Annotated in this window: 15 protein-coding genes and 1 tRNA gene; 8 read left to right on the top strand and 8 right to left on the bottom strand. The window is 69.3% G+C overall.

Annotated elements, in window-relative coordinates; all coding sequences use genetic code 11:
* Positions 1-1,593: methionine--tRNA ligase (metG, locus tag ADBZ5U_RS07280; RefSeq protein ID WP_526263898.1), on the bottom strand; the 1,593-nt coding region annotated here is incomplete at its 3' end.
* Between the two features lie 41 nt (positions 1,594-1,634).
* Between metG and ADBZ5U_RS07285 the strand changes: the two genes are divergently transcribed.
* The 7 genes from ADBZ5U_RS07285 (at position 1,635) to ADBZ5U_RS07315 (ending at position 7,378) form a co-directional block, all read left to right on the top strand.
* Positions 1,635-2,462 carry a TatD family hydrolase gene (locus tag ADBZ5U_RS07285; RefSeq protein ID WP_526263900.1) on the top strand — a complete coding sequence of 276 codons (828 nt, stop codon included), beginning with the start codon at positions 1,635-1,637 and terminating at the stop codon, positions 2,460-2,462.
* Positions 2,463-2,645: 183 nt separating this feature from the next.
* On the top strand, positions 2,646-3,548 hold the full coding sequence (gene rsmA / locus ADBZ5U_RS07290) for a 16S rRNA (adenine(1518)-N(6)/adenine(1519)-N(6))-dimethyltransferase RsmA (protein ID WP_526263902.1): 903 nt from the start codon (positions 2,646-2,648) through the stop codon (positions 3,546-3,548).
* A gap of 18 nt (positions 3,549-3,566) precedes the next feature.
* Positions 3,567-4,523, top strand: a complete 957-nt coding sequence (locus tag ADBZ5U_RS07295) for a 4-(cytidine 5'-diphospho)-2-C-methyl-D-erythritol kinase (protein WP_526263904.1) — start codon at positions 3,567-3,569, stop codon at positions 4,521-4,523.
* A 150-nt stretch (positions 4,524-4,673) separates the two neighbouring features.
* The gene (locus tag ADBZ5U_RS07300; RefSeq protein ID WP_526263906.1) at positions 4,674-6,308 is read left to right on the top strand and encodes a fatty acyl-AMP ligase; all 1,635 of its coding nucleotides are present in this window, start codon (positions 4,674-4,676) and stop codon (positions 6,306-6,308) included.
* 87 nt (positions 6,309-6,395) lie between these two features.
* Positions 6,396-6,821, top strand: a complete 426-nt coding sequence (locus ADBZ5U_RS07305; protein ID WP_526263908.1) for a DUF4189 domain-containing protein — start codon at positions 6,396-6,398, stop codon at positions 6,819-6,821.
* A gap of 41 nt (positions 6,822-6,862) precedes the next feature.
* Complete coding sequence (locus ADBZ5U_RS07310) at positions 6,863-7,087, top strand: hypothetical protein (protein WP_526263910.1); 225 nt, start codon at positions 6,863-6,865, stop codon at positions 7,085-7,087.
* 93 nt (positions 7,088-7,180) lie between these two features.
* Complete coding sequence (locus tag ADBZ5U_RS07315; protein WP_526263912.1) at positions 7,181-7,378, top strand: hypothetical protein; 198 nt, start codon at positions 7,181-7,183, stop codon at positions 7,376-7,378.
* 15 nt (positions 7,379-7,393) lie between these two features.
* Here the strand turns inward: ADBZ5U_RS07315 and pth are convergent, their stop codons facing one another.
* The 7 genes from pth to ADBZ5U_RS07350 form a co-directional block, all read right to left on the bottom strand.
* A complete protein-coding gene (gene pth / locus ADBZ5U_RS07320) occupies positions 7,394-7,969 on the bottom strand; it encodes an aminoacyl-tRNA hydrolase (RefSeq protein ID WP_526263914.1) in 576 nt (191 codons plus the stop codon).
* A gap of 6 nt (positions 7,970-7,975) precedes the next feature.
* Positions 7,976-8,659: a 50S ribosomal protein L25/general stress protein Ctc gene (locus ADBZ5U_RS07325; protein WP_526263916.1), complete on the bottom strand. Its 684-nt coding sequence runs from the start codon at positions 8,657-8,659 to the stop codon at positions 7,976-7,978.
* A 129-nt stretch (positions 8,660-8,788) separates the two neighbouring features.
* Positions 8,789-9,670 (bottom strand): SDR family oxidoreductase, encoded by an 882-nt coding sequence (locus ADBZ5U_RS07330; RefSeq protein ID WP_526263918.1) that lies wholly within the window; start codon positions 9,668-9,670, stop codon positions 8,789-8,791.
* 10 nt (positions 9,671-9,680) lie between these two features.
* Positions 9,681-10,316 carry an LpqN/LpqT family lipoprotein gene (locus tag ADBZ5U_RS07335; protein ID WP_526263920.1) on the bottom strand — a complete coding sequence of 212 codons (636 nt, stop codon included), beginning with the start codon at positions 10,314-10,316 and terminating at the stop codon, positions 9,681-9,683.
* Complete coding sequence (locus tag ADBZ5U_RS07340) at positions 10,309-11,328, bottom strand: ribose-phosphate diphosphokinase (RefSeq protein ID WP_526263922.1); 1,020 nt, start codon at positions 11,326-11,328, stop codon at positions 10,309-10,311. Before ADBZ5U_RS07340 ends, ADBZ5U_RS07335 begins: the two co-directional genes overlap by 8 nt.
* A gap of 20 nt (positions 11,329-11,348) precedes the next feature.
* Positions 11,349-12,812, bottom strand: a complete 1,464-nt coding sequence (gene glmU, locus ADBZ5U_RS07345) for a bifunctional UDP-N-acetylglucosamine diphosphorylase/glucosamine-1-phosphate N-acetyltransferase GlmU (protein WP_526263924.1) — start codon at positions 12,810-12,812, stop codon at positions 11,349-11,351.
* Between the two features lie 78 nt (positions 12,813-12,890).
* Positions 12,891-12,962 (bottom strand) — tRNA-Gln (locus tag ADBZ5U_RS07350).
* An 83-nt stretch (positions 12,963-13,045) separates the two neighbouring features.
* On the opposite strand from ADBZ5U_RS07350, the gene ADBZ5U_RS07355 reads away from it, so the two are divergent.
* The coding region (locus ADBZ5U_RS07355; RefSeq protein WP_526263928.1) for a TetR/AcrR family transcriptional regulator at positions 13,046-13,547 on the top strand (502 nt) is incomplete at its 3' end.

The following is a 13,547-nucleotide window of genomic DNA, read 5'->3' on the forward strand; positions in this document are numbered from 1 at the left end:
AGGGGGGGAAGGAGGGGGGGAAGGAGGGGGGGAGGCGGGGGTCTCGTGGCGGGGGAACACCCCGGCCGGCGCGGGCAGTTCGGCGCCCGGGACCAGCCGGTGGGCCAGGGCGGCGAAGTCCCGCGCCGACTCGGGCTGGCCCAGCAGTTCCAGGAGTCTGGCCGCGGAGGCCGGCATCACCGGTTGCACCAGCACCGCGGCGATCCGGACCGCCTCGCACGTCACGTACAACACGGTCCGGAAGCGCGCCTGATCGGCCTCGCTCTCGGACTTGCGCAGCACCCACGGCTCCTGGGCGGAGAAGTACCGGTTGGCCGCACCCAGCATCAGCCAGATCGCCTCCAGCCCCTGATGCATGGCCTGTTGGTCGAAGGCCTCGCGGACCCGCGCAAGCAGGCCGTCGGCCAGCGCCAGCAGTTCGGCGTCCGGTGCGCTGAACTCGCCGGGTTCGGGCACCCTGGCCCCGAGGTTCTTGTTGACCATCGACAGGGAGCGCTGCGCGAGGTTGCCCAGTTCATTGGCCAGGTCCGTGTTGATCCGGCTGACGATGCCCTCTTCGCTGTAGCTGCCGTCCTGGCCGAACGGCACCTCCCGCAGCAGGAAGTAGCGCACCTGATCGACCCCGAAGGTCTCCACCAGCGACACCGGGTCGACGACGTTGCCGACCGACTTGCTCATCTTCTCACCCCGGTTGTAGAGGAAACCGTGGGCAAAGACCCTGCGCGGTAACGGGATTCCCGCCGACATCAGGAAGGCCGGCCAGTAGACGGTGTGGAATCGGATGATGTCCTTGCCGATCATGTGCAGATCGGCCGGCCAATAGCGTTGGTAGAGAGCCGATTCGGTGTCCGGGTAACCGGCACCGGTGAGGTAGTTGGTCAGCGCGTCGACCCAGACGTACATCACGTGTTCGGGATCTCCCGGCACCGGAACGCCCCAGTCGAAGGACGTCCTGGAGATCGACAGGTCGCGCAGACCGCCGGAGACGAAGCTGACCACCTCGTTGCGGCGGACGTCGGGGGCGATGAAATCAGGGTGCGCGGCGTAGTGCGCCAGAAGCCTGTCGGTGTAGGCGGACAGCCGGAAGAAGTAGGTCTGCTCCTCGGTCCAGGTGACCGGAGTGCCCGTCTCGGTGGCGACCCGCTTGCCGTCGGTGTCGACGCTGGTCTCGGCCTCGGTGAAGAAGCGCTCGTCGCGCACCGAGTACCAGCCGGAGTAGGTGTCGAGGTAGATGTCGCCCGCGTCGGCCATCCGCCGCCAGATCGCCGTCGACGCCGCGTAGTGGTCGGGGTCGGTGGTGCGGATGAACCGGTCGAAGGAGATGTTCAGCAGTTCCTGCAGCCGCTGGAACGCGTCGGAGTTGCGGCGGGCGAACTCGGGCGTCGGGATGCCCTCGGCGGCGGCGGCCTGGGCCATCTTCAGCCCGTGCTCGTCGGTGCCGGTCAGGAACCGGACGTCGAAGCCGTCGAGCCGCTTGAACCGGGCGATCGCGTCGGTGGCGACGTACTCGTACGCGTGACCCACGTGCGGTGCGCCGTTGGGGTAGGCGATCGCGGTGGTCACATAGAACGGGGTCTTCGGGGCCGGGCTCATGTCGCACATCACCTTATTGGGTGGACGTTTACGGTGTTGGCGTGAGTAAGCGTTCGGCACCGCCGCCGCCGGAGCCGCTGGCGCCGCTGATCGACGCCCATACCCACCTCGATGCGTGCGGCGCCCGCACCGCGGGCGACGTGGCGGCGATCGCCGACCGGGCCCAGGCCGTCGGGGTTCGTGCGATGGTCACCATCGCCGACGACCTGGAGTCGGCGCGTTGGGTGGCCGCCGCCAGCGAGTGGGACGACCGCGTCTACGCGGCCGTGGCGCTGCACCCCACCCGCGCCGATGCGCTCACCGACGAAGCCCGGGCGGAGATCACGCGGCTGGCGTCGGCGCCGCGGGTGGTGGCGATCGGGGAGACCGGCATCGACCTGTACTGGCCCGGGCGGCTCGAGGGCTGCGCCCAACCCGACGTTCAACGGGACGCCTTCGCCTGGCACATCGACCTGGCCAAGCGGACCGGCAAGCCGCTGATGATCCACAATCGCGACGCCGACGCCGAGGTGATCGACGTGCTCCGCGCCGAGGGCGCGCCCGAGACGGTCATCTTCCACTGCTTCTCCTCGGGCCCGCAGATGGCACGCACATGTCTGGACGCCGGCTGGGTGCTGAGCCTGTCCGGCACCGTCAGCTTCCGCAACGCCCACGAACTTCGGGCCGCGGCCGCGCTCGTCCCGCCCGGGCAACTGCTGGTGGAAACCGACGCGCCGTTCCTGACCCCGCATCCCTTCCGGGGTGCGCCCAATGAGCCGTACTGCCTGCCCTACACCGTGCGGGCACTGGCTGAACTGCTGGACCGTCCCGCCGAGGAACTGGCCGCCGAATCCGAGCGGACCGCCCGCCGGGTGTACGGAATGAACTGACGAGCCTCCTGCCGCGATTTTGCTGCGGTCGCCCGCGGTGACAAACGGCTCTGTGAGCGCAACGGGTTTCTGCGCTACGCTCAGACGGGTGTGCACCTGGAGAGGGACCGACTGCACAAACACTGAGGTTGCGAGGGCTCGACGAGCGCGGGGGCACCGGACCGTTTGCCGGGGAGGCGCATCATGACAATTCGGCTGCTGACGCGAGCTGAGATCCGCGACATCGCCAAGGAACTGGACTTCCGGCCGCGAAAGGCCTACGGCCAGAACTTCGTGCACGACGCGAACACCCTGCGTCGCATCGTGTCCTCCTCGGGCATCAACAAGAGCGACCACGTGCTCGAGGTCGGGCCGGGGATGGGCTCGCTGACCCTGGCCCTGCTCGACCGCGGCGCCGCGGTGACCGCCGTCGAGATCGATCCCGTCCTGGCCGGGCGGCTGCCCAGGACGATCGCCGAGCATTCGCACAGCGAGATCCACCGTATGACCGTCATCAACCGGGACGTCCTGACGCTGCGCCGCGACGAACTGGCCGAACCGCCGACCGCCGTGGTGGCCAACCTGCCCTACAACATCGCCGTGCCGGCACTGCTGCATCTGTTCTCGGAGTTCCCCTCCATCCGCATCGCCATGGTGATGGTTCAGGCCGAGGTCGCCGAGCGGCTGGCCGCCGAACCGGGCGGCAAGGACTACGGGGTGCCCAGCGTGAAGATCCGCTTCTTCGGAAACGTGCGCCGCTACGGCATGGTGTCGCCGACGGTGTTCTGGCCCATCCCGCGGGTGTACTCCGGGCTGGTGCGCATCGACCGGCACGACTCCCCGGCCTGGCCGCAGGACGAGGCCTTCCGCAAGCAGGTGTTCGGGTTGATCGACATCGCCTTCGGTCAGCGCCGCAAGACCGTGCGCAACGCCTTCCTGGAGTGGGCCGGGACCGGAAACGAGTCGGCCCGTCGGCTTCTGGCGGCCAGCATCGACCCGGCCCGCCGCGGCGAGACGCTGACCGTCGCGGACTTCGTCAGGCTGCTGCAGCGGTCGGGGACGTCGCAACCGGCGCCGCCGGCTTCCCAGCCGGCCGACCTGAACTGACCGGATACCCTGGCACGCGTGCCAGGTAAGGGCAGCGCCGCTGCGGAATGGGTGCCGACCGGGTCGGTGACCGTTCGGGTTCCCGGCAAGGTGAACCTTTTCCTGGGCGTGGGGGACCGGCGTGACGACGGCTATCACGAGCTGGCGACGGTGTTCCACGCCGTATCGCTCTACGACGACATCACCGTGCGGACCGCCGACGTGCTCGCGTTGCGACTGGTCGGAGAGGGTGCCGGCGAGGTGCCCGTCGACGAGCGCAACCTGGCCTGGCAGGCCGCCGCACTGATGGCCGACCACGTCGGGCGGGCGCCCGACGTGGAGATCACCATCGAGAAGTCCATTCCGGTGGCCGGCGGTATGGCCGGTGGCAGCGCGGATGCGGCCGGCGTGCTGGTCGCCATGAACGCGCTGTGGGAACTCGGCGTCCCGCGCCGGGACCTGCACGCGATGGCCGCCCAACTGGGCAGCGATGTGCCCTTTGCGCTGCACGGCGGGACGGCGCTGGGAACCGGACGTGGCGAGGAGCTGGCTACCGTCCTGGCGCGCAACACATTTCACTGGGTGTTGGCCTTCGGTGCGACGGGGCTTTCGGCCGCGGCGGTCTATGCGGAGATCGACCGGCTGCGCGGGACCGGCGCCCCGCCGCGGCTCGCTGACCCGGAGGCGCTGCTGACCGCGTTGTCCGCCGGAGACCCGCATGCTCTGGCCCCGCTGCTGGGCAACGACCTGCAACCCGCCGCGCTGAGCCTGGCGCCGGAACTGCGCCGGACCCTGCGGGCGGGCGGCGAGGCCGGCGCGCTGGCCGGCGTCGTCTCGGGATCCGGACCCACCTGCGCCTTCCTGTGCGACACGGCCGAGGCGGCCGTCGGCGTCGGTGCCGAACTGGCCGGTGCCGGGGTGTGCCGCACGGTCCGGGTGGCCAGCGGGCCGGTGCACGGAGCGCGGGTGGTGCCCACCACGGACGCCGGGGTGTGACATGCCGGGGGAGGTCTGGCCGAAATTTTAAGGAGAGTTTAAGATAATGGCCGGTTGGGCCGAAAGCTCCGCATCGGTGCGGGCGCGCCGTCTAGGCGACGGGCGCCGACCGGCGGAGCATGGACGTGGACATGTGCTGAGGAGGCCGACGTGAGCCGTTTCACCGACAAGATGGTCCACAGCGCCCTGAACAGCACCAGGGGCATGGTCACCGGTGAACCGAACGAGCCGGTCAGGCACACCTGGCGCGAGGTGCACGAACGGGCCCGGCGGATCGCGGGCGGCCTGGCCGCGGCGGGTGTCGGGCCCGGGGACGCCGTCGGCGTGCTGGCCGGCGCGCCGGTGGAGATCGCACCTACCGCCCAGGCGCTGTGGTTGCGCGGCGCCAGCATCACCATGCTGCACCAGCCCACGCCGCGCACCGACCTCGTGCACTGGGCCGCGGACACCAGCAATGTCATCGACATGATCGAGGCCAGGGCCGTCGTCATCTCCGACCCGTTCCTGGCCGCCGCCCCGGTGCTCGCCGAACGCGGAGTGACGGTTCTGACCGTCGCCGACCTGCTCGCCGCGGAACCGGCCGACGCCGTGGAGACCGGCGAGGACGACGTCGCGCTGATGCAGTTGACGTCGGGCTCGACCGGTTCCCCCAAGGCCGTCGTCATCACCCATCGCAACATTCACTCCAACGCCGAGGCGATGTTCGTCGGCGCCCAGTACGACGTCGAGAAAGACGTCATGGTCAGCTGGCTGCCCTGCTTCCACGACATGGGCATGGTTGGCTTCCTGACCATCCCGATGTACTTCGGAGCCGAATTGGTCAAGGTGACCCCGCTGGACTTCCTGCGGGACACCCTGCTGTGGGCCAAGCTCATCGACAAGTACAACGGCACCATGACCGCGGCGCCAAACTTCGCCTACGCGCTGTTCGCCAAACGATTGCGTCGCCAAGCCAAGCCGGGTGAATTCGATTTGTCCACACTGCGTTTCGCCCTCTCCGGCGCTGAGCCGGTGGAGCCGGCCGACGTCGAGGACCTGGTCGACGCCGGAAAGCCGTTCGGGCTCGGCCCCGAGGCGATCCTGCCGGCCTACGGCATGGCCGAGACCACGCTGGCGGTGTCGTTCTCGGAGTGCGGCGCGGGTCTGGTGGTCGACGAGGTCGACGCCGATCTGCTGGCCGCGCTGCGGCGCGCCATCCCGGCGAGCAAGGGCAACACCCGCCGGCTGGCCACCCTCGGCCCGCTGCTGCAGGACCTCGAGGCCCGCATCGTCGACGAGGACGGCACCGTGTTGCCGGCCCGTGGCGTGGGCATCATCGAACTGCGCGGCGAGTCGCTGACCCCCGGGTACATCACCATGGGCGGATTCGTCGCGGCTCAGGACGAGAACGGCTGGTACGACACCGGCGACCTCGGCTACCTCACCGAGGAGGGCCATGTGGTGGTCTGCGGCCGGGTCAAGGACGTCATCATCATGGCCGGCCGCAACATCTACCCGACCGACATCGAACGGGCCGCGGGCCGGGTCCAGGGAGTCCGGCCCGGCTGCGCGGTGGCGGTTCGCCTGGACGCCGGGCATTCCCGGGAGACCTTCGCTGTCGCGGTGGAGTCCAACGCCTGGGAAGACCCGGCAGAGGTGCGGCGCATCGAACGGCAGGTGGCGCACGAGGTGGTCGCCGAGGTCGACGCGCGGCCGCGCAACGTGGTGGTGCTCGGACCGGGCACCATCCCCAAGACGCCGTCGGGCAAGCTGCGGCGCTCGACGTCGCTGACGCTGGTCACCTGAGGGCCGTCGCCACACCAGGTTTCGCCACACGGGACGGACTTTGGTCTAGTACAGTCAGGCTCAAGCCAATTCAGGGAGAGGACCGGCATGGGGAAGACCCGAGTTGTTTGGACAGTCGTCGCGGCCGGCGTCATCGCCGGTGGCGTCTCAACGGGCATCGCGTGGGCCGGCGGCCCGGGAGGTGTCGTCCAGCCGGACATTTCGGTGGCCGTCGGCACCGGAACCTTCCGCGACTCGATAGTGGGGTTCACCGCGACGGGCGCGACCAATGACGAGGCATCGGCCAAGGTCATCGCCGCCTGCCTGGCCGCCGGGGGCGCCGACTGCACCGCCGACGAGGTGACCAACGACAACCTCTGCATCGTGTCCGTCGCTTCCGACGCCACTGATGTCGTCGCGGGCGGCGCGGGTCCGACCATCGAGGCCGCGCGTCAGGACGCCATCAACAAGGCGCTGGCCAACGGCACCCCGGAGGGGCCGGACGCCACGGTTATCGTGTCGGCCTGCCCGTGATCAACCCGCGGAATCTCGGCAACCCGAAAGGCGAAGGACATATGACAGGTCGATCCAGGACGGCACTGATCATGGCGGGTCTGGCTGTGGTGGCGGGGGTTTCGGCTCCGTCGGCCGGCGCCCGTCCGACCTGCCAGCAGACGGACTTCAAGTCCATCTGCCAGACCAACGGCAGCGTCTCGATCAAGGCGCGGCCGGGCACGACGGCCCCGCCGGCCAACCAACCGGTGTTCCCCTGGCTGGGCGCCCCGGGCGCACGCCGCTGACATACGGGCTCCAAGCGCGGATCGGGCCCGCCAGGGCGGCACGCAATCGGTAGAGGGAGGGACGCAATGAGGGGTCGCAAAGCGGCGGTGCTGATGGCTGGTTTGGTTGTCGCAGCAGGGTTTTCGGCCCCGGTGGCCGACGCCCGGAACACCTGCCGTGACGGCACGACGGCCTGCGAGACCAGCGGCATCGTGTCACGCAAGTCCGGGCTGAAGTCGACCACTCCTCCGCCGGGCGGCACCTCGGTCTTTCCGTGGCTGGTCACACAGGGTGGTTGGGGCGGTTTCTGACCCGCAGGTAGCCGACTACCAGGCGTGCACCTGGTTCTGTGCCGGTTCCAGGCCCGCCTCGATAAGCAATTCGGTGGCGTCGGCGGCCAGTTCACACAGCGTCGCCAGCTCGGCACGCTCGGCGCTGTTGAACGGCTCGAGGACGAACGCCGCGGGATCCTCTCGCCCGGGCGGACGACCCACCCCCACGCGCACCCGCTGAAACTCTTTGCTTCCCAAAGCATTCGCCACCGAGCGCAGGCCGTTGTGACCGCCCTCGCCCCCGCCCAGCTTGAGCCGGATCCTGCCGAAGTCGATATCGAGCTCATCGTGGATGACGACGACGCCGGCCGGCGGTATGGAGTGGAACTTCGCCAGCGGCCCGACCTGACGGCCGGACTCGTTCATGAAGCAGCGTGGCTTGGCGAGCACGACCGGACGGTGGCCGAGGCGGCCGGTGACCACCTCGGCGCCGGATTTCTTGTGCACCTTGAACGGCGCACCGATTCGGCCGGCCAGGACGTCGGCCACCATGAACCCGATGTTGTGCCGGGTCCTGGCGTACTGCGGTCCGGGGTTGCCCAGGCCGACGACCAGCAGCGGCTCGGCCATCCGGGCTTACTCTTCCCCGGCCGGTTCGCCCTCGCCCTCGGCGCCGCCCTCGGGGGTTTCGCCCTCGGCGGCCTCGCCCTCGGCCGCTTCGCCCTCGGCGGCCTCCCCGGCGCCCTCGGCCTCAAGATCCTCGGCGGTCGGGGCCGCGACGATGTTGACCACCAGCATCTCCGGGTCGCTGACCAGGGAGACGCCGGAAGGAAGCGCGACCTGCCCGGCCAGGATCTGGGTGCCCTCCTCGGCGCCCTCGATCGACACCGTCAGGTTCTCCGGGATGGACAGCGCCTCGGCCTCGATCTCGATGGCGGTGGCGTCCTGGGTGACCAGGGTGCCGGATGCCGCCTCGCCCTCGAGCGCGACGGGCACCTCGACGGTGACCTTCTCGCCGCGCTTGACGATGATCAGGTCGGCGTGGGTGATGGTGCGCTTGATCGGGTGGATGGCCAGTGCCTTGGTCAGCGCGAGCTGCTCCTTGCCGTCGATCCGAAGGCTCAGGACCGCGTTGGTGCCGGAGTTGCGCAGCACGGCGGCGAAGTCGCGGGCGACGAGTTCGAGGTGCCGTGGCTCGGCTCCGTGGCCGTAGAGGACCGCGGGAACCCTGCCCTCGCGGCGGGCCTGCCGGGACGCGCCCTTGCCGGTGCGGGTGCGCACCTCGACGGCCAGCTCGTTGGTGGTGGCGCCTTTGGCCATGTTCGATGCTCCTTGCCTTCTCCGGGTCTGGTGCACGGGCGAAGGCGGGCTCGAACTCCCGGGCCTCGTCGATAACGGTGGCCTGACCACCCTCGCCGTGACGCGCTGCCAAGGGTAGCCGACGGGGCCCTACAGCGGAAATTCAGTACCGGTGAGCTGCTCGGAGAGCTGCCACAGTCCCCGTGCGGTCTTGGAAGACCGCGCCAGCGGGCTGCGGCCCACCGGCCCGACCGGTCCGCGGGTGATGAACTTCGGGCCGATGAAGCTGTCCGGCGGGAGGTCCTGCGACGCCGCGTACAGTGTGGGCACCGCACCGGCCTCGGGGCTGGGACTGGCCACTTTGGCGATGGCCAACAACTCGGTAAGCCTGACGACGAACGACTTGCCGTTGTTGCCGGCGTGGCCCTGCAGGTTGGTGGCCGAATAGCCGGGGTGGGCGGCATGGGCCTTGACGGCGGAACCGGTGGCGGTCAGACGGCGCTGCAACTCGCTGGTGAACAGCAGGTTGGCCAGTTTGGACTGCCCGTAGGCCAGCCACGCCGAGTAGGGCCGCGTCTTCCAGTTGAGGTCGTTGAGGCTGATCCAGCCGTTGATGTGCATGGCCGAGGACACCGTGACCACCCGGTCGGTGATCTTGGGCAGCAGCAGGTTGGTCAGCGTGAAGTGGCCCAGATGGTTGGTGCCGATCTGGCGTTCGAAACCGTCCTTGGTGAGCCCGTACGGCACCGCCATGATCCCGGCGTTGTTGACCAGAACGTCCACCGCGTCGATGGCGTCGGCGAACTCGCGTACCGACGCCAGATCCTCCAGATCCAGCCGGCGCACCTGGACGTCGCCGGTCATGCCGGCCGCGGCCGCCTCACCTTTTTGCTCGTTCCTACAGGCCACGACGACTTTCGCGCCCACGCGGGCCAACTCCCGCGCGGTGACCAGTCCCAGTCCGCTGTTGGCGCCGGTGACGACGACGGTCCGGCCGGCAAATGATGGGAGGTCGCTCGGGCTCCAGCTCATGATCGCGACCCTACGGCACCGCGACGGTGAAATCTTCGATAATCTTCTGGACGTCCGGGGCGGCCGCGGCCGCCTGGTCGGCCAGCGTGGTGACGGTGAACTGCACCAGATAGCGGTCGAACTTCGGCGTCACGGGAAACACGATCCGGTTGTAGGTGTGCAACCGCGTGCCGCTGTGGTCGTAGCTGCCTTCGATCATCGACGACGGGAACCCGGCGAAGTCGGCGTTCGAATAGTTCAGCCGGACGAACTTCTGCGACAGCTCGGCGTCGTCGTCTGCGTGCTCCAGAGCGGCCGGGATGTCGAAGTCCCCGTCGAGTTCGAACACCATCACCATCGCCGTCGGATAGGTGTTGTTCTTGGCGATCGCCTCGGTGCCGGGGGAGAAGTTCGGGTTCGCGTAGGTGGTCCACCCCGGCGGGCGCGGCAGCGTGACGGTCAGATCGGTCAGCTCGTCCAACGGCACCTGCCGACCGGTGACCCCGACACCGGAGAGGTACTGGGCGATCGGCGTCGGCGACGTCGAGACCGTCGTCGTGCTCGAGGTGCTCGACGTCCAGATGGTCGAGTAGTCCGCGGTCTTCGGACCGCAGCCTGCCAGCAACAGCGCCGCCGCCAGCAACGCCGCGGCGGTCTGCTTAGGCATCGCCGTCGAAAAGCCCTGTGACGGAACCGTTCTCGAATACCGCGCGGATGGTGCTGGCCAGCAGGGGCGCGATCGACAGCACGGTCAGCTGCGGGAAGCGCTTGGCGTCGTCGATCGGCAGGGTGTTGGTGACGATCACCTCGCGTGCGCCGCAGGCGGCCAGCCGCTCAGCGGCCGGGTCCGACAGCACCCCGTGGGTGGCGGCGATGATGACGTCCTTGGCCCCGTCCTCGCGCAGCAGCTTCACCGCACCGGCGATGGTGCCGCCGGTGTCGATCATGTCGTCGGTCAGCACGCAGGTCTTGCCCTCGACCTCACCGACCACGCGGTTGGACACCACCTGGTTGGGCACCCGCGGGTCCCGGGTCTTGTGGATGAAGGCCAGCGGTGTGCCGCCCAGCGAGTCGGCCCATTTCTCGGCGACCCGCACCCGTCCGGAGTCCGGGGAGACCACCACGACGTCCTCGTCGGCGTAGTTCTCCTTGATGTAACCGGTCAGCAGTGGCTGTGCCCGCATGTGGTCGACCGGGCCGTCGAAGAAGCCCTGGATCTGGTCGGTGTGCAAGTCGACCGAAACGATCCGGTCCGCGCCGGCGGTCTTGAGCAGATCGGCCACCAGGCGGGCCGAGATCGGCTCGCGGCCGCGGTGCTTCTTGTCCTGACGGGCGTAGGGGTAGAACGGCAGGATCGCGGTGATCCGCTTGGCGCTTCCGCGCTTGAGCGCGTCGATCATCAGCAGCTGTTCCATCAGCCACTTGTTCAGGGGCGCGGGATTGGACTGCAGCACGAACGCGTCCGAGCCGCGCACCGACTCGTCGAACCGGACGAAGATCTCGCCGTTGGCGAAGTCGCGGGCGGTCGTCGCGGTGACGCTGACGTCCAGTTCCTTGGCCACCTGATCGGCCAGTTCCGGGTGCGCCCGGCCGGAGAAGAGCATCAGGTTCTTGCGGCTGTCAATCCACTCGGTGCCCACTGCATTGCCCTTGCCGGTCGGTGGTCGATACGCGGTCATCCTACGGCGTTAGGCGGCTGTCACTCCCGATCGGGGTCGCCCGATTCACCCTTGGCGCGCGCGGCCGCCCTGGCGGAGTCGCTGTCCGGGCGGTTGCGCAGCACCCAGTCCTCGATGATGCGCTGTCGACCCGAGGAGACCGCCAGCGCACCGGGCGGCACGTCGTCTCGCAGCACCGTTCCGGCGCCGGTGTACGCGCCGTCCCCGACGGTGACCGGCGCGACGAACATGGTGTCGCTGCCGGTGCGGACGTAGGAGCCGACGGTGGTGCGACTCTTGTTCTCCCCGTCGTAGTTGACGAACACGCTGGAGGCGCCGATGTTGCTGTGCTCCCCGATGTCGGCGTCGCCCACATAGGTCAGGTGCGGCACCTTGGTTCCGGTCCCGATCGAGGCGTTCTTGGTCTCGACGAACGCGCCCAGCTTGCCGTCGGCGCCCAGCCGGGTGCCCGGCCGCAGATAGCTGAACGGCCCGACCTCGGCGCCGTCTCCGACGACCGCCTCGGTGCCGTGGGTGCGCACCACCGAGGCGCCGTCGCCCACCACGACGTCGGCCAGCGTGGTGTCCGGGCCGATCCGGCAGTCCGAGCCGATCCGGGTGCTGCCGAGCAGTTGGGTGCCCGGCGCGATGACGGTGTCCCGGCCGATCGCGACGTCGACGTCGATCCACGTCGTACGAGGGTCGGTCACCGTGACGCCGGCGCGCTGGTGGGCGGCGACGATGCGGCGGTTCAGCTCGGCGCCCAGGTAGGCCAGTTGCACCCGGTCGTTGACGCCGGCCACCAGGGCGGAGTCCTCGACGTGCTTGGCGTGCACCACATGGCCGGCGGCACGCACGATGGAGATGGCGTCGGTCAGATACAGCTCGTGCTGGGCGTTGTCGGAGGACAGCCGGCTCAGCGCCCAGCGCAGAGCGGCGATGTCGAACGCGTAGACCCCGGCGTTGATCTCCCGGATGGCGCGCTGCTGCGGGGTGGCGTCGGTCTCCTCGACGATCGCGATCACCTCGCCGTCCTGGGTGCGCAGGACTCGGCCGTAGCCGTGGGCGTCGGGCACCGTGGTGGTCAGCACCGTCACCGCGGCCGGCTCGCCGGAGTGGGTGGCGATCAGATCGGCCAGGGTGTCGGCGTCCATCAGCGGGATGTCCCCGGAGGTGACCACCACCGTCCCGGCGAAGTCCTCCGGCAGTCCCGACAGCCCGCACAACGCGGCGTGGCCGGTGCCCAACTGCTGATCCTGCACCGCCACCTCGATCGGACGGCCCAGTTCGGCGGCCAGTTCGCCGACCACCGGCGAGATGCGTTCGCGGTCCTTGCCCAGCACCACCACCAGGTGCTGCGGGGCCACCTTGGCCACCGCGTGCAGCGCGTGCGAGAGCATGCTGCGGCCACCGAGGGCGTGCAGCACCTTGGGGGTGTCCGAACGCATCCGGGTGCCGGCGCCGGCGGCCAGCACCAGCACGGCGGATTCATGAGTTGTGGTCATGCGGCCTCCTGAGTGTGCGGTTTCATGTGCGACACACCGTCGCAGCGTCGAAATCCGCACAGTCGTGGGAAAACTTCGCTTCGCCGCCAGGACTCGAACCTGAACTATCTGAACCAAAATCAGAGGTGCTGCCAATTACACCACGGCGAATTGCCCGTCAGAGACTTTAGTCGACTCGCTACCCTGGGCCCGTGGCAGCACCGCAGGTCCCGTCGCGCCCGCCGCGCGCCCGGATGACCGGTCGCGAACGCCGCCATCAACTGATCGACATCGCCCGGGCGCTCTTCGCCGAACGCGGCTACGAAGGAACCTCGGTCGAAGAGGTCGCCCAACGCGCCGGGGTTTCCAAGCCGGTTGTCTACGAGCACTTCGGCGGCAAAGAGGGCCTCTACGCGGTGGTGGTCGACCGGGAGATGTCGGCACTGCTCGACGGGGTCACCGCATCGCTGACCGACAACCGGTACCGGCCCCGCGTCGAGGCGGTGACGCTGGCGTTGCTCACCTACATCGAGGAGCGCACCGACGGCTATCGGGTGCTGATCCGGGACTCGCCGCCGTCGCTGAGCCCGAGTACTTACCGCACCCTGTTCGACGATGCGGTCGGCCAGGTCGCCTCCATCCTGGCCGGCGATTTCTCCCGCCGCGGTCTGGACCCGGAGTTGGCCTCGATGTACGCCCGCGCCCTGGTGGGTTCGGTGTCGATGACCGCGCAGTGGTGGCTGGACGCCCGGGAAC

Source organism: Mycobacterium sp., from assembly GCF_040398885.1.
GTDB lineage: Bacteria > Actinomycetota > Actinomycetes > Mycobacteriales > Mycobacteriaceae > Mycobacterium.

What these genes read in the sequence shown, in the direction of transcription:
- rsmA (WP_526263902.1), top strand. Translation starts at nt 2,646, where the DNA reads ATGACAATTCGGCTGCTGACGCGAGCTGAGATCCGCGACATCGCCAAG.
- ADBZ5U_RS07305 (WP_526263908.1), top strand. Translation starts at nt 6,396, where the DNA reads ATGGGGAAGACCCGAGTTGTTTGGACAGTCGTCGCGGCCGGCGTCATC.
- ADBZ5U_RS07310 (WP_526263910.1), top strand. Translation starts at nt 6,863, where the DNA reads ATGACAGGTCGATCCAGGACGGCACTGATCATGGCGGGTCTGGCTGTG.
- ADBZ5U_RS07315 (WP_526263912.1), top strand. Translation starts at nt 7,181, where the DNA reads ATGGCTGGTTTGGTTGTCGCAGCAGGGTTTTCGGCCCCGGTGGCCGAC.
- pth (WP_526263914.1), bottom strand. Translation starts at nt 7,969, where the DNA reads ATGGCCGAGCCGCTGCTGGTCGTCGGCCTGGGCAACCCCGGACCGCAG.
- ADBZ5U_RS07325 (WP_526263916.1), bottom strand. Translation starts at nt 8,659, where the DNA reads ATGGCCAAAGGCGCCACCACCAACGAGCTGGCCGTCGAGGTGCGCACC.
- ADBZ5U_RS07330 (WP_526263918.1), bottom strand. Translation starts at nt 9,670, where the DNA reads ATGAGCTGGAGCCCGAGCGACCTCCCATCATTTGCCGGCCGGACCGTC.
- ADBZ5U_RS07335 (WP_526263920.1), bottom strand. Translation starts at nt 10,316, where the DNA reads ATGCCTAAGCAGACCGCCGCGGCGTTGCTGGCGGCGGCGCTGTTGCTG.
- ADBZ5U_RS07340 (WP_526263922.1), bottom strand. Translation starts at nt 11,328, where the DNA reads ATGACCGCGTATCGACCACCGACCGGCAAGGGCAATGCAGTGGGCACC.
- glmU (WP_526263924.1), bottom strand. Translation starts at nt 12,812, where the DNA reads ATGACCACAACTCATGAATCCGCCGTGCTGGTGCTGGCCGCCGGCGCC.